Origin of the sequence: Pseudoalteromonas arabiensis (assembly GCF_001550155.1) — a bacterium.
Lineage (GTDB): Bacteria > Pseudomonadota > Gammaproteobacteria > Enterobacterales > Alteromonadaceae > Pseudoalteromonas > Pseudoalteromonas arabiensis.
The window spans coordinates 87421-105265 of the sequence record NZ_LRUF01000008.1 but is presented as its reverse complement, the minus strand read 5'-3'; the positions used below and the strand labels follow the sequence as shown (position 1 = coordinate 105265).

14 protein-coding genes are annotated in these 17845 nt (G+C 41.6%); 3 read left to right on the top strand and 11 right to left on the bottom strand.

Annotation, left to right across the window (positions count from 1 at the left end; all coding sequences use genetic code 11):
• Positions 1–22 precede the first annotated feature (22 nt).
• Complete coding sequence (locus PAARA_RS03125; RefSeq protein ID WP_062567619.1) at positions 23–2422, bottom strand: TonB-dependent siderophore receptor; 2400 nt, start codon at positions 2420–2422, stop codon at positions 23–25.
• Positions 2423–2574: 152 nt separating this feature from the next.
• The gene (locus PAARA_RS03120; protein ID WP_062567618.1) at positions 2575–3795 is read right to left on the bottom strand and encodes an MFS transporter; all 1221 of its coding nucleotides are present in this window, start codon (positions 3793–3795) and stop codon (positions 2575–2577) included.
• Between the two features lie 138 nt (positions 3796–3933).
• On the opposite strand from PAARA_RS03120, the gene gtfA reads away from it, so the two are divergent.
• A complete protein-coding gene (gene gtfA / locus PAARA_RS03115) occupies positions 3934–5406 on the top strand; it encodes a sucrose phosphorylase (RefSeq protein ID WP_062567617.1) in 1473 nt (490 codons plus the stop codon).
• Here gtfA and PAARA_RS03110 read toward each other — a convergent pair.
• Positions 5403–6434 (bottom strand): LacI family DNA-binding transcriptional regulator, encoded by a 1032-nt coding sequence (locus tag PAARA_RS03110; RefSeq protein ID WP_062567616.1) that lies wholly within the window; start codon positions 6432–6434, stop codon positions 5403–5405. The genes gtfA and PAARA_RS03110 overlap by 4 nt on opposite strands.
• 129 nt (positions 6435–6563) lie before the next feature.
• Here PAARA_RS03110 and PAARA_RS03105 point away from each other — a divergent pair, with 129 nt between their 5' ends.
• Entirely contained in the window at positions 6564–7226 is a 663-nt protein-coding gene (locus tag PAARA_RS03105) for a YoaK family protein (RefSeq protein ID WP_062567615.1), read from the top strand.
• Here the strand turns inward: PAARA_RS03105 and PAARA_RS03100 are convergent.
• Entirely contained in the window at positions 7223–8131 is a 909-nt protein-coding gene (locus PAARA_RS03100) for an AraC family transcriptional regulator (protein ID WP_062567614.1), read from the bottom strand. The genes PAARA_RS03105 and PAARA_RS03100 overlap by 4 nt on opposite strands.
• Positions 8132–8291: 160 nt before the next feature.
• Here PAARA_RS03100 and exaC point away from each other — a divergent pair, with 160 nt between their 5' ends.
• Positions 8292–9812 (top strand): acetaldehyde dehydrogenase ExaC, encoded by a 1521-nt coding sequence (gene exaC / locus PAARA_RS03095; protein ID WP_062567613.1) that lies wholly within the window; start codon positions 8292–8294, stop codon positions 9810–9812.
• A 62-nt stretch (positions 9813–9874) separates the two neighbouring features.
• On the opposite strand, the gene PAARA_RS03090 is transcribed toward exaC, so the two are convergent.
• From PAARA_RS03090 to PAARA_RS03060, 7 genes are read right to left on the bottom strand one after another with little or no spacing between them, the layout of a single operon-like run.
• Complete coding sequence (locus PAARA_RS03090) at positions 9875–10660, bottom strand: sterol desaturase family protein (protein ID WP_062567612.1); 786 nt, start codon at positions 10658–10660, stop codon at positions 9875–9877.
• The gene (locus tag PAARA_RS03085; protein WP_062567611.1) at positions 10650–11282 is read right to left on the bottom strand and encodes a CDP-alcohol phosphatidyltransferase family protein; all 633 of its coding nucleotides are present in this window, start codon (positions 11280–11282) and stop codon (positions 10650–10652) included. Before PAARA_RS03085 ends, PAARA_RS03090 begins: the two co-directional genes overlap by 11 nt.
• Positions 11275–11925 carry an ATP-binding cassette domain-containing protein gene (locus tag PAARA_RS03080; RefSeq protein WP_062567610.1) on the bottom strand — a complete coding sequence of 217 codons (651 nt, stop codon included), beginning with the start codon at positions 11923–11925 and terminating at the stop codon, positions 11275–11277. Before PAARA_RS03080 ends, PAARA_RS03085 begins: the two co-directional genes overlap by 8 nt.
• Position 11926: 1 nt before the next feature.
• Positions 11927–13639 (bottom strand): ABC transporter permease, encoded by a 1713-nt coding sequence (locus tag PAARA_RS03075; protein ID WP_062567609.1) that lies wholly within the window; start codon positions 13637–13639, stop codon positions 11927–11929.
• Entirely contained in the window at positions 13639–14877 is a 1239-nt protein-coding gene (locus PAARA_RS03070) for an ABC transporter substrate-binding protein (protein ID WP_083515242.1), read from the bottom strand. Before PAARA_RS03070 ends, PAARA_RS03075 begins: the two co-directional genes overlap by 1 nt.
• Entirely contained in the window at positions 14864–15688 is an 825-nt protein-coding gene (locus tag PAARA_RS03065) for a DUF547 domain-containing protein (protein ID WP_062567608.1), read from the bottom strand. The genes PAARA_RS03070 and PAARA_RS03065 overlap by 14 nt, the downstream gene beginning before the upstream one ends.
• Before the next feature lies 1 nt (position 15689).
• A complete protein-coding gene (locus PAARA_RS03060) occupies positions 15690–17843 on the bottom strand; it encodes an FAD-dependent oxidoreductase (protein ID WP_062567607.1) in 2154 nt (717 codons plus the stop codon).
• Positions 17844–17845: the final 2 nt, after the last annotated feature.

Here is a 17845-nt window from a genome sequence, read left to right as displayed (position 1 = left end):
GGGCTAAAACGAGGGAGGAGAGTTAAAAGAAAGAATATTTTAAAGTAAGCGACGTTGTACGGCCGTTAATAGTACGGGCACGGATAATGTCGTTATTGGGTACCGAGCCTTCTTCCGCTTCTGTGATACCTACAGTGTCAAACAGGTTGTTCACGTTAAGCGATAGGCTTAAGTTCTCAGACAGGTTGTAACTTATAAAGCCATTCACTTGTGTATAGCCATCGAACTTAAGGTCGTTATTATCTTGTGCGTAGGCATCTGTTGTACCAATCAAGCTTAGGCCTGCTGCACCTTTATCAAAGTTGTAAGTGGCCATTAGAGAGTAAATAAGGTCAGCTTGACGACGTGGTGTATTACCGACTAATTCTGGCGATAACACATCTTTGGCGATCTCAGCATCTGTCCAAGTAAAGTTACCACGGAAATCCCAGTCGCCTACATAGTAAGTTGATTCAACCTCGATACCTTTTGCTTCATACTCGCGGTCAAAGAACTTTTGCGATGTGGCTTCGAAGTTTTGTTCTTCCGTTTCTGCGTAGAATGCTGTAGCAAATACTGATAGCGAATCAAAACGTTTTTTCACACCGATTTCGTATTGATTTACTTCATCAATTGCATCCGCTTTGGCAACCGAACCGTCAGCTTCTACTTTACCGAATAGTAAGCGGTCTGCATTTGCACGGCCACCTTTACTCAAGCGGGCGAATGTCGCAAAACTTGGGTCAATTTGGTAGTTCGCACCAATTGAGTACGAGCTGTAGTGCCAGTCATAGTTAACAATGCTTGGATTTGCGTTATCAATACCAACAACACTTTGCTCAGGAATTGAGATTGTACCGTCGCCGTTCATATCAATAGTCGATGTTACGGCACCTGCGTAGGTACCACGGGCTTCACCTGAATCATAGCGAGCACTTGCATCAATGCTTAAATCGCCAAACTTAGTGGCTAAGTTAATGTAAGGTGCACGTGTTTCGTACTCTGTATCGTAGTTACGTTGACAGCAATTACCCCAGTATGGAGTACCATAAGCATACAAGCCATTATCAGAATAACTATCACCATTAGCTGCAAAAACATCAAGTAATGCTGCGTTGTCGCCTTTTAGCTCCATCACATACGAGTTCCAAAGCCACGACATATCGATTGATTGGCTAGATGCAAAGTAACCAAACGTAACACTGGTATCATCAGAAAACGACTTAGTTAACTTAAGGTCATTAACAATTGAACCCATGTCGTTTAGTGTTACATCGAATGTGTGAATGCGCATTGCTAAATCGTCATTGCCATAAGTTTGACCTGCTGAGCCGCCATTTGCATAAACAAGTGATGCACCATCTCCAGCAATACTAGAAGCAATAGAGCTTGCAGATGCAACTTCAGCTGGAATAAGAGAAATAAAGTTACCGCTCACTGATGATGTTCTAAAGCGGTTTTCGATGCGCCAGTCGTTGTCTAAATCAAAGGCCGCTTCAAAACCTACTGAGGTAACCACTGGGTTCATACCGTCTGTCATATCACCCGTGCTGATTTGGTTATCACTATTTAAACGCAGAGTTTGTGTGAAAAGTGCTGAATGCGGCGTATCTGATTGCGCATCAAAACCTGGGATTGAATCACCATTTGAATACATAGGCATAGGTAGATAACCTACACTTTTATCATCGAGGTGTTTAAAGTAAACACGCACATAACCTGTATCAAATTCTTTCGTCAGGTTTGCCTTAATTTGGCCGCCTTTATTAGATGTATAACCGGTTTCACGCGGGCCTTCACCTTGGCGTACAAAGCCACCAATGTGATAACGCACGCTGTCACTCAAATAAGTACCATACTCAAAGTCAGTACGAATCGAGTCATAGTCAAGACCAACAGTGGTTGAGACACTGCCTGATTCGTTCTCACCGGTTTTCGAAATAAAGTTGATGATACCGCCAGGGGCATCGCTTGCTGCTGTCGATGCTGAGCCACCACGGATTGATTCAACACTTTGTACAGTTGAGTCTAACCGCATAAAGATATCAGCGTTACCAAAGGCAATATCGCCAAACTGCATCACTGGTAGGCCGTCTTCTTGTAGTTGCAGGAATTTAGCACCACCGGATGCGACCGGTAAGCCGCGTACTGCGATATTGGCGTTACCTTCACCACCTGTTGATTCTGAACGAACACCTGGAATAGTTCTGAATGCTTCTGCGGTAGAGCGTGGTGTTGATACTTCAATTTCAGCTAATGTAACACTACTAACCGACGAACTTGATGCCATAATAGTTGTACGACGCGGTACACCTGTTACAACAATCGTTTCAAGGCCGCTTTTTTTGGCCTCCGGTTGTGCTTGCTCTTCGGCGTGTAAATTTTGACTTACTGCTAGTGCAAGCGCGCTTAAAGTGTAAAGGGCATGTTTGTGTGTTGTCATAATGTGCCTCGTTTCAATCCCAGATGGTTTGTTGTCTAAATTTGTATCTTAATCGATTAAGTAAAGATAACAATGATTTTACATAGTGCAAGTTTTTTTAGTAAAAAACTTGTACGATTTATGTCCGATAATTGATTTCTAACGATTTTTATTTAGTGGCTTAGCGCACTGTGCTGCGCTAACGCTTGCTCAGCAGGGTTACGTAAGTAGTTATAGAGCATGGCTAAAAACAGTAAACATGCGAAGCCAGTTGCGAGGTAAAAACCGTAACGAATATGGCCAAAGTAATCACTGATCACACCCATTAATAAGGGGCCTGCTGCGGCCGAGAGGGCGGTAAAAAACAAAATAACCCCAGCTACTGCACCGTGCTGCTGCACTGCAAAGCAAGAAATACCTTTTGAATTTAAAGTTGGATAGATCATCGACATGAATAGCCCAGATAGAGGTAATAAGAATACTGCCCAGTCAACACCACCAAAAATTAACCCTAAATAACATAGCGCAATTCCCAAGCTTAAATACAGCATTGCCGCTTGCCAGCTTAAATGATTTAGAAGCCATACCGCTAAGAAACGCCCTGCCGCGCGTAAAATAAAAAATAAGGTCAGTGCATACGTCGCTAGTAATTGCCACGGGCCGTTGTAATCGCCAAGTAAAGTCGGCATCCATACGTAAATTGCTACTTCAGTTGCAACATAAAGGGCAATCGCTAATGAAAAGCCAAGTGCGTAAGGGTTTTTCATCATGCTCATTGTGGTTGCAAATGACGCAGGTTTAGCGTGTTCTTCAAGTTTTTTAGGTGTCGGGTAATCTGCACGCCAAGCGATTAGGGTCAAAATTAAGCACAAAACGCCGGCGATAACGTAGAGGTAAGTCCAGCTTACCTGCTGGGTGATTAAAAAGCTTACCAGTGCAGGGCCAACAATGGCACCAATACCAAAGAAACCTTCTACCAAGTTCATGGTTTTTGTATGTTCTAAATTGTTTTTAGAAATATCACCTAGTAACGCCAAGGCGCCTGTTTTAAACAAACCGATAGCAAGACCAATACAGCTAAGTAGTACCACAAATATGCTAAAGCTGCTGCTAATGGCAAACAGAAAACAACTAATCGTAAATAAGCCTAGTCCTAGCATTATGGTTTGTTTGCGGCCAAGACTATCGGCCAAAAAGCCTAAAAATAGGCCGCTAAACGCAATGAGTGCCATAGGTGCATAATGAAAAGCGCTAGCTTGGGTCATGCTTAAGTTAAATTCATTGATAAGCTCAGGAATGATCATACCAACCGCATCAGAGGTCATAGCAAACATAAAAAACATCATGTATGTCAGCCATCTAATGGTTTGCAAAGGATCGTGTGTTCTATTCATTGTTGTATCCCCACCGAAAGGTCTGCACCTTTACTATGTATATTAGTGTATAAAAACGATAAAAACTGCTTGAATAATTTGCTGTCGTGGTTAAAGATATATCTTAATCGATTAAGTTTCAACTTGGTATTAACAATTATGATCAACAATAAAGTGCAATTAATCACCTATGCAGACCGTATTACTGGTCAAGGTATTGATGAATTAAGTAATTTATTAAATGGCCCACTTAACAATGTGTTTGCAGGTGTACATTTGTTGCCATTTTATAATCCGATTGATGGCAGTGATGCTGGCTTTGATCCTATTGATCATAGTGAAGTAGACTCGCGCCTTGGTAGCTGGAACGATATTAACGTGCTTGGTGCCAACTATGACTTAATGGCTGACTTGATTGTTAACCATGTTTCAGCACAGTCTTTCCAATTTAAAGATGTACTCGCAAAAGGTAAGCAATCTGAATTTTGGGATTTATTTTTAACCAAAGACGATGTATTCCCAAATGGCATGTCTGAGGCTGAGCAACAAGCAATTTATCGTCCGCGTCCAGGTAGTTGTTTTACACCTATTGCGTGTGGTGATGGCCAAACCTATGATTTTTGGACCACATTTACCGATAACCAAATTGATATTAATGTGAAATCAACGGCGGGTATCGAGTATCTAAATACGGTGCTTGGAAAATTTGCTGATAATAATGTCAACATTATTCGTTTAGATGCGGCGGGCTATGCGATTAAAGAAGCAGGCACGAACTGCTTTATGCTGGATGAAACCTTTGAATACTTGAACACGCTTTCCGCGCAAGCGAATGAAGCGGGTATGGAAACCATTGCGGAGATTCATAGCCATTTTCAAACTCAGGTTGAAGTCGCAAAGCGTGTAAATATGGTATATGACTTTGCCTTACCGCCACTTGTTTTGCATAGTTTGTTCAGTAATGATGCGCAAGCTTTATTGAACTGGCTAACAATTTCGCCGCGTAACTGTTTAACGGTACTTGATACTCATGATGGTATTGGCATCATTGACGCAGGCCCGATGGGTGATAAACCGGGTTTATTAAATGCAGCGCAAATTGATAATTTGGTCGAAACTATTCATGAAAAGAGTGAAGGGCAAAGCCGCCTAGCAACCGGCGCAGCAGCAAGTAATGTTGATTTATACCAAGTAAACTGTACATATTACAATGCCTTGGGCGCAGATGACTTTGATTACCTATTAGCGCGTGCGATTCAGTTTTTCGCGCCAGGTATCCCACAAGTTTATTATGGCGGTCTGTTTGCATGTGAGAACGATATGGAATTACTGGCTCGCACCAATGTAGGTCGTGATATCAATCGTCCTTACTTAAATGCACAAGACATTGATGCTGCACTTGCTAAACCTGTGGTGAAAGGTTTGATAAAGTTGATTCAATTACGTAATGAGCACCCAGCGTTTAACGGTGAGTTCATTGCGAAAGGTGAAGGCAGTGTGTGTCGTTTAAGCTGGCATGATGATACCAGCTCAATCGAGTTAAAAGTTGACTTTGCTAGCCGTGAAGTGCTCATTGTCGATCACCGAGAGGGCGAGCAAAGCATCAACGATTTGGCTGACTATTTAGTTTAACTGCTCTGACCCAATTGCAGTTGATAGTCGATTTCGGCTGTTTGCTGCTCTTTCGATAAAAACAAGGTCGCTGCAATGCGGCCTTTTTCTTCACTGTTTTGGTGGACTGTCGTGAGCTTTGGCACAAATCGTTGTCCTTCATCTATACCGTCAAAGCCAACAATTCTGATGTCTTCAGGAATTGATAAGCCCATTTTTAATGCTTCGCGCATCGCGGCAAGGGCGATTAAATCACTCATGCACAACAACACGTTTGGTCTTGGTGTGCTGCTTAGCGCTTCTTTGGCGGCAATACTGGCAAAGCGCTCGCTACTTTCTGGAATGTTCCATGTTCTATCATCGCCAAGGGTGATGCCTGCATCGTTAATCGCTTGGAGATAACCACGCAGCCTCTGGTGAGCAATAGACTGACCCGCTTCAAATTCATGATGCTCGTATACACGGCATAATACGTCGTTATCGAGTAAACGCAGGCCTAAAATAGCCACCCGATCATCATTTTTTTGTAGTGCATGCTTGGCAATATCGAAACTGGCTTGGTGGTTGTTTACGTTTACTGAGGCATCGCGACCGATATTAAAATCAACCGTCACCACATGTTTAGCAACCTGTTTTAATTGTTCAACAAGTTGCTTATTACGTGGTCGACCATAGCAAATAAAGCCATCAACAAAATCAACCACGCTATTGAGGTTATCGTTGTTACCTGAAAATAATAAAAGATTAATGCCATTTTTTTCGAGTACCGCCGATACACCGCGCATAAAGCTGCTTGCAACCGGATCTGACACCATATATTCAACACTGTCTGGCAATACTAAAGCAACAATATTAAAGGTGCCTCGGCGTAATGATTGCGCCGCCTTGTTAGGACCAAAATAGCCGAGCTTTTTACAGGCCGCCAAAATCTCTTCGCGGCGTGCTTTCGATAATTGATCAGGGCGGTTAAACGCATTTGATACGGTGGCATTTGAAACGCCTAACTCTTTGGCAATACTTTTCAGCGTCCAACTTTTTGGCTTTGTCATTGTCGGTTCTTAATCGATTCACTTAATGGTAAATTACCATATAAAGAGTCGAAAAAAAGTGTTTTTAGTCATTAAATTAGGCGTACCATAAGAGAATGAGTTCGAGTGTGAGAAAAAGGCGAATAGCGAGTGATTTCTAAGTTACCAAAATGGGTTGAGATTGGCGCATTTATTTTGGCATTGGTGGCAGGTTGCGTAAATGCAGTTGGTTTACTTAGTTTTGAGCATCAAGCTGTATCGCATTTATCGGGGACTGCCACCTTGCTTGGTGCAGATCTTATGCAAGGCAACAGCCTTGATGCTTTTCATTTATTCGGCGTATTACTGTCATTTTTAGTCGGATCAGGTATTGCTGGGTTTTTACTGCATAGCTCAGCACTTAAACTAGGTCGTCATTACGACACGGCATTATTGATTGAGGCAGGGCTTTTATTGGGGGCACTTTGGTTACTGTTTAATGGCTCTGGCTACGGGCACTTTTTAGCCTCTGCGGCATGTGGGTTACAAAACGCCTTGGCAACAACTTACAGTGGCGCAATTGTTCGTACCACCCATGTGACAGGTATCTTTACTGATTTAGGTATCATGTTTGGTCGGGTTTTACGTGGTGAAACCCTTGATAAACGTAAGGCTAAACTTTTCGGCCTTATTATATTAGGCTTTATTTTGGGTGGCTTAGCAGGGGCATGGTTATTTGCAAAATTGAGCTTTGCGGCACTTTATGTACCAAGTGCTATTTGTATTTTACTCGCCTTGACCTATCGCGTTTATAGCCATCGAAGCGCAACTTAATGATTAGCGATACTCTTTGGTGTTGCGCCAAAAGCTTGTTTAAAAATACGACTAAAATGGCTGGGGTTATTAAAGCCTAGTTGATAACATACTTGGCTTATCGCCTCACCTTTTTCCAGCAGTTTATAGGCTTTTTTTAAGCGCAGTTGTTGTTGCCAAAGTGCTGGCGTTACACCAAATGCCAATTTAAATTGCTGATAAAACTTACTGCGACTCATGCAGGCAATCTTACATAACACGTCGATATCGATATTCTCAGCAAGGTGCTGTTCTAAGTAGCTAATTACATGGCTCAGAGGGGTTGCAAGCTTACCCTGTTTGCAGCTTGCTATCATTAAATCTCGGCTTTGTTGCTGTAGAAGGCGGGTTATTAGCTCATTAAGCGATAAATCAATTAAGTAATCTCTGTGCTGCTCATTTTCACTAAACAGGGTGATCATTCGCTCAAGCAGTTGTTGGGTTTGTTGGTTATGCTGTGCATGCACCAGTTTAGCTTGATACTGAAAAAAATCATCCTGTGTAATTTGCTGATTAAAATTTAGATTATCAACGACTTGGCTTATTTTATCTGTACTAATTTCAATTGCTAAACAGGTTGTTGGTTGATTGAGTGAAGCATTGGGGAAATCAATTAATACCCCTTGCTCTGGGGCAAGTACAAACGACTGGTTAGGTAGAAATTCTTTGTGATAATCACTGTCGGCAACATGCATGATTTTTTTACCACTGATCATGCCACAGAATAATAACTCAGTGGAATGCAGTGCCACTTTCTGCGCATCTAAATAGGTATCGTAAATACTTAATTCAGCATGCTTACCAGCAAAGCTTATTTTATTTTCAATAAGTACATCAATACGTTGGCGTTTTTTGTCTAAGTGACTATGGGTGATTGATGTATTCATTGTTGCCTCACTATTCCTTATTTATGGACAGATAGTCAAAAAGTCTGGACTGAGAATCAAGTGCCTTTTGTGTAACTGGGCTAACGTAAATAGTTAGCGGTTATACAAACAATAACTCACCGCTTAAATAAAATACAACAATTTGAAGAGAGAACACATTATGATTTATACAAATCCCGGTAGCGAAGGCGCTAAAGTCAATTTTAAAGCCCAGTACGAAAATTACATTGGTGGCCAATGGGTCGCTCCAGTAAAGGGTCAATACTTTGAAAATATTAGCCCGGTGAACGGCAAGGTATTTTGTAAAATACCTCGTTCATCAAAAGAAGATATCGATTTGGCGCTTGATAAAGCCCATGATGCAAAAGTCGCATGGGGAACAACATCCGTCACAGAACGTAGCAATATCTTATTAAAAATAGCCGACCGAATTGAACAAAATTTAGAGATGCTTGCAGTGGCAGAAACCTGGGACAACGGTAAAGCAATACGTGAAACACTCGCCGCAGATGTGCCATTAGCGGCTGATCACTTTCGTTATTTTGCAGGCTGTATCCGTGCACAAGAGGGATCAATTGGTGAAATAGATGAAACCACAGTGGCGTATCATTTTCACGAACCACTGGGTGTAGTGGGGCAAATTATTCCTTGGAACTTTCCATTGTTAATGGCTGCGTGGAAGCTTGCTCCAGCCCTTGCAGCGGGGAATTGTGTGGTTTTAAAACCGGCTGAGCAAACGCCCGCGTCAATTTTAGTGTTGCTCGAAGTGATCGGCGATTTATTACCTGCGGGTGTACTAAATATAGTAAACGGGTATGGTAAAGAGGCAGGTGAAGCACTTGCAACAAGTCCACGTATTGCAAAAATTGCCTTTACAGGTTCAACGCCTGTGGGGTCGCATATCTTAAAGTGTGCTGCTGATAATATTATTCCATCAACTGTAGAATTAGGTGGTAAATCGCCAAATATTTTCTTTAACGATGTGATGGAAAAAGATGATGAGTTCTTAAGTAAAGCGGTTGAAGGAGCGGTACTTGCGTACTTTAACCAAGGTGAAGTGTGTACGTGTCCATCGCGTTTATTTATTCAAGAGGATATTTATGAGCAGTTTATAGAGCGCGTACTTGCCCGTACTTTACAAATTAAGCGTGGTAACCCACTTGATACCGAAACCATGGTGGGCGCACAAGCATCGCAAGCTCAATTTGATAAAATTTTAAGTTACATTGAAATCGGTAAAAAAGAAGGGGCCGAAGTGCTAGCTGGTGGTGAAGTAGAACAACTGTCGGATGAGTTTAATGGTGGCTATTACATTCAACCAACGCTATTAAAAGGCACTAACGATATGCGTGTATTCCAAGAAGAAATTTTTGGTCCTGTCATTTCAATGTCGACGTTTAAAGATGAAGATGAAGCCTTAGCGCTGGCTAATAGCTCAGAGTTTGGTTTAGGCGCCGGTGTATGGAGCCGGAACATGAACCGTGCTTATCATTTTGGTCGTAAGATTGAAGCCGGTCGTGTTTGGACAAACTGCTACCACATGTATCCAGCTCATGCTGCATTCGGTGGTTATAAAAAGTCAGGTATTGGTCGCGAAACACATAAACTTGCCCTTGATCATTACCAACAAACGAAAAATCTATTAGTTAGTTACAGCGAAAACCCGTTAGGCTTCTTTTAAATCCCTTGCTTATTGTTGTCGAAGCTAACCAAACGCCACTCAGTAGTGGCGTTTTTAATGAGTTATTTGAACGGCATGCTTAGGAGTGTGGCTAAAGATGTATTCTGCTTAGTGGCTTTATATTGGCTCAGGCCAATGTCTTGTAAATCATCGCCTTTTATTGCCACGTTTCGATAACTTAAAAATAACTTATCCCACCAAACTAGGCTAAATCCGTAATTACTGTTGGTTTCATGGATGTGTGTACTATGGTGAATGCGATGCAGTTTCTGGGTAATAATAAATAGGCGCAGGGCTTTTTCTAGCTTTTCAGATAAACAGATATTTGCATGATTGAATAGCGCAAAACCATTGAGCGCAACTTCAAAGATAAGTACGGCAACCGCTGGAACACCAAGCACTGTTATAGCGATGAGTTTAACAAGAATACTTAGGGCAATTTCTATTGGATGAAAGCGTAATCCCGTACTGGCATCAACGTGGCAATCAGCATGATGCACTTTATGGAGCCGCCAAAGTAATGGGACTCGATGAAATAAACGATGCTGCCAGTAAATCAGCATATCTAGTATTAATAAACTTAGTGGAATACTTACCCACAGTGACAGCTCTAAATAGTTAAATAACCCTAGTGCTTGCTGGTGATTAAAATCAGCGAGGGTAGTAAGACTCACCGGCACCGCTAAACGTGCAATGATAGAAGATACAATGACCAATGAAAAATTACCAAACCAGCGATACCTTGCTGTAATAGGCGATAATCTTGCAGGTTTTTTCCATTCAAGTAACATCATGATGATTAATATGCTGAGAAAGCAGCCGACTCGCCAATATAGCTCATTCGTCATTGTTTAGCTCTTGTTGCTTTAGGGTGAAGTAACCACCATAGATGCGCGTGATGATAGTGATAGTGCATGCAACAGCAAATAGGCTCGCTAACACAGGAAAGCTGCTAGGCCATAAACACAATGCTATAAACAAAGCGATGGTTTCACTCCCTTCGGTTAACCCATTCAGATAGTAAAAGCTTTTATTTTTGAATTGAGGCTTCTCTAGCTGAAACTTCTCAGCAGCAACTGCAAAGGCAAGAAAGCTTGATCCTGTGCCAATAAAACTCACTAGTAAAATTGCGCCAGCAATCGCATTTTGTTGTGGGTCAGCCAAGATAAAACCGAAAGGGATCGCGGCGTAAAATAAAAAGTCGAGAGTAATATCTAAAAAACCACCAGAACTTGAGCTGGTATTGCTATATCGGGCCAGTGCGCCATCCAAACCATCAAATATACGGTTTAAAATGATAGCAGCGAGTGCCAAATTCCATAATTTAAAGGCAATAAAAGGAACGGCAAGTAGGCCTAGAATGAATCCAGTTAAAGTGAGTTGATCAGCCGTTACGCCTCGTTTATCCAATTGCGTAACAATCGGCATTAGTAGCGGTTTTATGACGGGTGTAATGTATCTATCAAGCATAGCGTTTTTCCAAAGTTGCTAAGTTAATAATATTTCCTCTGGCAGCTATGGCATCACTGTGATCATGCGTGACCATGATAGCGGGTAATTGATGTGCTCTGATTTGTTTAAAAACAATGTCACGAACTTCTTGGCGAAGCTCACTATCTAGTTTACTGAAGGGTTCATCAAGAAGGATGGCTTTTGGTTTACTTAATAAAACACGCAGGAGTGCCACACGAGCTTGTTGTCCGCCAGATAAGCTTGCTGGAGAGCGTTTTTCTAACCCGCCTAAGCCAACTTTTTCTAAGGCAAGACTCACGTTTTCAAGGTCTTTCTTTTTGCTTAACTTAGGCATAGCAAATGCAATATTGCCCTCAACAGACAAATGAGGAAAGAGTAATGGGTCTTGATAGAGTAAGCCAATGTGACGCAAATGACAGGGAGTATGGGTAATATTTTGTTGGTTTAAGTAGAGATTACCGTGGGCAGTAAACGTTGGTGGTAGCATACCTGTTAGCCAATTAAGCAAGGTGGACTTTCCACTCCCTGATGGCCCCATAATGCTTAGGATCTCACCACCTTGAATAGATTCATTAAGTGACAGCAGTGCTGTTTTATTACGCCAAATTGTGAGTTCTTTAATATCTAATGAGGAATACATATTAAGCCTTGTTTTGATATTTATAGACCAGCTTAGGAGTAAGCCAAGCAAGAACAAATGCTAGAGCTGGTAGTAACATTTGTATGAGTGCGTACACTGAGCTGGTACGCCGACTTGCGCCACTGGCAAGCACCACAGCTTCTGTAGTAATTGTATTTATTTGCCCAGCGCCATTGAGTAGCGTTGGTAAATACTGACTAAAACTAATTGCTAAGCCTAATGCAAAGGCGATGCATATTGGGGTAACTAGCATGGGTAATTTTACTTGCCAAAATACCTTAGCCGGAGATTTTCCCAAGCTTGCTGCCAAAATTGAAAAGCGGGAGTCAAAGCATCTGTAGCTACTTGCCAGTGACAAAAAAACATAAGGAAGTACAAATAGTAGATGGCTAAAGATAACGTTTATATAGGCATGATGACTGCTTATTTGCTCCTGCAACCAAACTAAACCAAATAAAAATGCAACGCTAGGAACAAGTAAAGGGAGATAAATTATAAAGCTGCTGAGGTGAGATAGTGCGTAGGCACGTTGTTGCTCAGCTTCTAATGTTACGAGTACAAGAATGATCGCAATCGCACTGGCAGCAAAGCCAATGTATAACGAATTTAACAGTGCAGGCTGTATATTTGTTAGCGCATTTTGCCAGTGGATTAATACAAGTTGATCAGGCAAAAATGCAGGGAAGCGCCAAAACCCAGCAAATGACCAAAGCACTAAGCCAAGTAAAGATAATAAAATACTCGCGACTAACATAACCGTCACGATGCGAGTTAGGTGCATAATCGCATTACCTGCATAGTCACGCTTTCTGTTAGTCACATAAAAATAAAACACGCGCTTCACTATTATTTCTAACAGCCACCAAGTTATTAGTAAAGTGGCGGTGAGCATAAGTTGAGCAATTGCGCCAGCCGAGGCTTTAATACGTAGCGTTAAATCAATGTCGTTAAACCAGTTAATGATAGCAACAGAGAGAGTTGGCGGTGCATTAGGGCCTAAAATTAATGGGATCTCAACACTGGCACTGGCATAGGCCAACACAGCCAAAACAGGAAGGCGAATATAAGTGTATAAATTAGGCAGTACTACTTTAAAAAATGCAGTCATAGGGCAGTAGCCAAAGCTCATGGCAACTTTATGTTGAGCGCGCAACTTTGCACCTAAATCAGCTTGAGCAAATGCAGCTAAGGCCATCAACAATAAAAAGGGGAGCTCTTTTAGCGTAAGCCCCAAAATCATGCTTACCCCCAATATATCATGAGGGAGTAGCCAGTCTGGCGGTAATTCCCAACCAGTTAACCAAGGAGAAAATAGCCGTGAAATAAAACCCGAAGGGGTGATTAAAAAGCTAATCGCAATAGCCGCTGCGGCATGAGGTATAACTAAAATAGGGCCTAATAAGCGTTGAATTCGTTTCAGCCATGGGCTGTTAAAAAAGCAAGCGAGAATCAATATGGTCATTGTAAGTGCCAATAATGTACTAATCAGTGCGCTGCTGGCACTGAGGAATACCATATGACTAAAACCATCAGTTTGTATCAAGGCATTAAAACCCTGCAAAGAGAATTCTTTCATGCCCAAAGCTGGAAGGTAACCAAAAGCAGGTAATAACACACCGATTAATCCCCCTATAACAGGTATAACTAATAAGGCGACCAAGAGTGTTGGGCTAAGCTTAATTAAGCGCGTGAATGTGTCATGAGTTTTAATCATTACTTTACTGTACCGCGTTTATAAGAGCCATAGCGTAATTGCCATTGTTGGTTTATTAATGTGCTCCAACTTGGATGTGGCTCAGCTAATGCTGGACTTTGATTGTTTGTAGCTAAGCTACTTGGGTGGAGGGCTTGTTGACTGAAAAGTGCTACTTGATCTTGCGAGAGCAAAGATAAATCAAGCACCGTGTTGTCTCCCCAGTTAGCGGGTTGTTGTTTTTGGGCTTGTGCTTTCACACTTAACATAAAATTGGCGACTAATTTTGCGCTTTCGCTGTGGCTTGCGTTATACGCAATAGCTACAAAGTGTGTGTTACTTAAGCTGCCGTCATGCATTGCGTAACTTCTAGTAGCGAGGGGTAAATCATATCGTTCAACAGCGGCTGGTATTTCTGCGGCTGAAAATGTGAGTGATAAGCTAAGCTCCATATCGCTTACCAAACGCTTTAATGCCGCGCTGTTTTGTACAAAAAAAGTACCTTTCCGCCATAAGGTTGGGTGTAATTCGTCTAAGTATTGCCATAAAGCGGGCAATAACTGTGCTGCACTTTTTTCAGTGGCAGGTTGATAAAGTAAGCTGCGTTGCTCTGTCGCTGTTAAGTTAATAAGCGCATATTTTAAAAAACTCATCCCGATAAAGTCCGGTGGTTTCGAATACGTAAAGCGACCTTTATTTTTTGTACTCCAGTCTAAAAGCTGTTTTAGGTTTTTAGGGGGATGAATAACGGTTTTACTATCATAATAAAACGTTAGTGAGGCTTGCCCCCAAGGTGATTCCATACCTTGCGTAGGTAATCCAAAATCGTGAGTCACAGCAGGATTTTTTGCCGGATTTGTTAAGTAGAAATTGGGAAGTTTAGTTGCCCAATCTGCTTTTAATAGCCCGTGTTTACTCATAGCAGCAAAATTAGCACCATTAATCCATATAAGATCTACTTTACCTTGCGTGTGGTTACCGGCTGACTTTTCTGCAAGCACTCGGCTTACCGCTTCACTGGTGTCTGCAAGTTTAATGTGAACTAAGTCAATGTTGTACTGCTGTTTAACCTGCTCACCAAGCCACTGAATGTAGCTATTAATCTGTGCATCACCACCCCAAGCATGAAAGTAAACAGGGTTATTTACCCCTTCATTTACTGTTTTTTGCCAGCTTTGAGCATGGCTTAAAACCGAATAAGCCATGCTTGCCAAAAATAATAAAAAACGAATTAATGTAGGGAAATCACTGAGTGTCATTGAGTGCCCAATCGTAATCTAAAAATGTAATAGCTATTTTGTTTGCTTTTATTTTAGCTATCTGATTATTTGTTAAATTTAATGCGTCTGAGTAAAGCAATATAAATTCACTCAGCGAGTGGGCACCCCTAAACCCTTGCTCAAAGTCTTCTTTGTACCATTTAAAAATAGACGATAAGTGAAGTTTATCTTCTTTTATATAGTTGCGCGTTGTGTCTGCTAAAAAACGTGTTGTTTGCTCTTCTAGCTGTGCATCTAAGTGAGTAGCGATATAGGCTTCACCACGCAGAGCAGGGCAGCCGATGCTGGCACAATTTACAGCAAAGTGTATGCGTGGTTCTTTAAACGTATCACTCCCCCTGATTAAAGTATGCTCTATGTTATCTAAGCTGCGTGTTTCACCTAACAAAGGGATAAACTCTTTACTCCAAGGAGAGCTAAAGAAACTGCCAAGCTCTTTTATAGAATCAATTTTTGGATACCGAGTTAAAATAAGCTCAATGGTCCAGGCATTATAAGCATTGATTAAAAAGGCCAGCTGTTTGGACTTTGGCCATGCGTTAAATTCTGCTTGGCTTACTTGAGAAAGCGCACTTAAGTAGCTGCGCAATTGAGATTGATCAGCCTTAAATCCCGCATAATCAACTTGCGTACTCGTAGCGTTATTAATTGCAACGACATGTTTGATAAGGAGCGCTTGCCAAGCAGAGTGTAATGATGCGTCTTGTTGTGCAGGGCTGTCCTTCGCTGTGGCACTATTAATCATAGTAAGTAAAATTAAAAAACCAATAAAGCGTATAAATTTCAGCATATTAACCTCTTCGCCAAGTGTGATACTTTTCAAGTAAGTTGAGTACTTTTTCGGGTGCGTGGGCACGTTTCCATTCGCCTGCGATATATTTATTTCCTTCAGCCCACGTTGGGTAGCTGTGAATAGTGCCAAGTATCTTATTCAGGCCTAGACCATGTTTCATAGCGAGGACAAATTCAGCAATTAAGTCACCCGCATGCGCAGAAACAATAGTGACGCCTAGAATTTTATCTTTACCTTTAGGTGTAAGTACTTTGATGAAACCATTCGTTGCGCTTTCTGTGATGGCACGGTCTAACTCTGCAAACTCAAAACGAGTTACTTCGTAGTCTAGATTTTGTGATATTGCATCTTGTTCATTGAGCCCAACACGGGCGACTTCAGGGTCGATAAATGTCGTCCAAGGGATAACACGATAATTGACCTTGAACTTTTTAAAGTGGCCAAATAAACCATTAACCGCGGCATACCAACCTTGATGCGCAGCAACATGGGTAAACTGATATGGACCAACAATATCACCCGCGGCAAAAATATTAGGGTAAAGGGTCTCGAGATAGTCATTGGTTTGAATAGTGCGGTTGGTTTCAATGCCTAACTCTTCAAGGCCGTAACCTGTTAAGCGAGCACTTCGACCCACAGCGCATAGTAACTCATCGTACTCAATGTCGAACTCTTTCTCTTGATGCTGAACAACCAAGTATTTTTTGTTGTTACGAACTTCGCAACGAAGTGCTTGGTGGTTGGTTAATACATTAACGCCACTGCTTTTCAGTGCTTGAGTAGCAAATTTAGAGACTTCTAAATCTTCTTTTATCATGATCCGCTCAGCCATTTCTACTTGTGTGACCTGCGAACCAAGTCGAGCGAAGCTCTGCGCAAGCTCTGAACCAATTGGCCCACCGCCTAAAACAACGAGCTTTTTGGGCGGCTCATCTAACTGAGCAAATTTACTCCAAAGCGTATCACTGGTGACATAACCTGCCTCTTCCAAGCCTGGTAAAGGTGGAACAAACGGACGAGCACCCGTAGCAATCACAATTGTTCGTGCACTAAGAGTTTGTGTACCACCTGTGCTTAAAGCAATTTCAACCGTCCATGGATCAATTAATTTGCCATAACCTTTAATAACTTCAACGCCCAGTTTAGTGTATCTTTCAACACTGTCGTGAGGAGCAATATCGGCAATAACTTGGTGTACTCGAGCCATCACCTTTTTGAATGAAAAGGTGGCACTGCTTTTTTCTAAGCCATACTTGTCAGCTTGTTGAAATTGTTCAACAATTTTAGCGCTTTTTATAATCGCTTTACTGGGCACACATCCGTAGTTTAAGCAGTCACCACCCATTTCACCTGCTTCAATCAATGTCACTTTTGCTTTTACGGCAGCTGCAATATAACTGGTTACTAATCCGCCGGCACCGGCACCTATGACAATCATGTTGCGATCAAATTGCTTTGGTTTTGAAAAGTTCTTATAGATTCTGCGCTTTTTGATGGTATTTAATAACGCCTTGGCTATAAAAGGAAAAACACCTAATAGAGTAAAAGACAAAATTAAGTTAAACGATAAGATTCCAGATAAGCTTTCTATCTGCGCGAGTTGTGTACCCGCGTTTACAAAGACAAACGTGCCTGCCAACATGCCTAGCTGACTTACCCAAAAGAAAGTCCAAGCTTTAATCGCCGTTACACCCATTAAAAGGTTAATGAGAAAGAAAGGGAAAATAGGTACAAGACGTAGCGTAAATAAATAAAAGCTACCTTCTTTTTTAACACCTGCATCTATGGCTGTAAGGCGCTCTGGGAAACGCAATTTTATTGCGTCACGCAGTAAATAACGAGAAACCAAAAATGCGATTGTTGCACCCACAGTTGAAGCAAATGAAGCGATAAGTAGACCTTCAATGAGGCCGAATAACGCACCCGCTGCCAGCGTTAAAATTGTTGCACCTGGCAGTGACAGTGCAGTAACGACAACATAAAGTAAAAAAAACACGCCTATCACTAATAGTGGTGATTGTTCACGCCACTGACTAAATTGATCCATCGAACCTTTTAAGCCATTCAGTGTTAATAACTGATGTAAATCGAAATAGAAAAATGCAGTAACGGCAACCAAGACGCCGACGAGTAAGATTATTTTCTTTAACATGA

What these genes read in the sequence shown, in the direction of transcription:
- exaC (WP_062567613.1), top strand. Translation starts at nt 8,292, where the DNA reads ATGATTTATACAAATCCCGGTAGCGAAGGCGCTAAAGTCAATTTTAAA.
- PAARA_RS03065 (WP_062567608.1), bottom strand. Translation starts at nt 15,688, where the DNA reads ATGCTGAAATTTATACGCTTTATTGGTTTTTTAATTTTACTTACTATG.
- PAARA_RS03125 (WP_062567619.1), bottom strand. Translation starts at nt 2,422, where the DNA reads ATGACAACACACAAACATGCCCTTTACACTTTAAGCGCGCTTGCACTA.
- PAARA_RS03075 (WP_062567609.1), bottom strand. Translation starts at nt 13,639, where the DNA reads ATGATTAAAACTCATGACACATTCACGCGCTTAATTAAGCTTAGCCCA.
- PAARA_RS03100 (WP_062567614.1), bottom strand. Translation starts at nt 8,131, where the DNA reads ATGAATACATCAATCACCCATAGTCACTTAGACAAAAAACGCCAACGT.
- PAARA_RS03085 (WP_062567611.1), bottom strand. Translation starts at nt 11,282, where the DNA reads ATGCTTGATAGATACATTACACCCGTCATAAAACCGCTACTAATGCCG.
- gtfA (WP_062567617.1), top strand. Translation starts at nt 3,934, where the DNA reads ATGATCAACAATAAAGTGCAATTAATCACCTATGCAGACCGTATTACT.
- PAARA_RS03060 (WP_062567607.1), bottom strand. Translation starts at nt 17,843, where the DNA reads ATGTTAAAGAAAATAATCTTACTCGTCGGCGTCTTGGTTGCCGTTACT.
- PAARA_RS03070 (WP_083515242.1), bottom strand. Translation starts at nt 14,877, where the DNA reads ATGACACTCAGTGATTTCCCTACATTAATTCGTTTTTTATTATTTTTG.
- PAARA_RS03110 (WP_062567616.1), bottom strand. Translation starts at nt 6,434, where the DNA reads ATGACAAAGCCAAAAAGTTGGACGCTGAAAAGTATTGCCAAAGAGTTA.
- PAARA_RS03080 (WP_062567610.1), bottom strand. Translation starts at nt 11,925, where the DNA reads ATGTATTCCTCATTAGATATTAAAGAACTCACAATTTGGCGTAATAAA.
- PAARA_RS03090 (WP_062567612.1), bottom strand. Translation starts at nt 10,660, where the DNA reads ATGACGAATGAGCTATATTGGCGAGTCGGCTGCTTTCTCAGCATATTA.
- PAARA_RS03120 (WP_062567618.1), bottom strand. Translation starts at nt 3,795, where the DNA reads ATGAATAGAACACACGATCCTTTGCAAACCATTAGATGGCTGACATAC.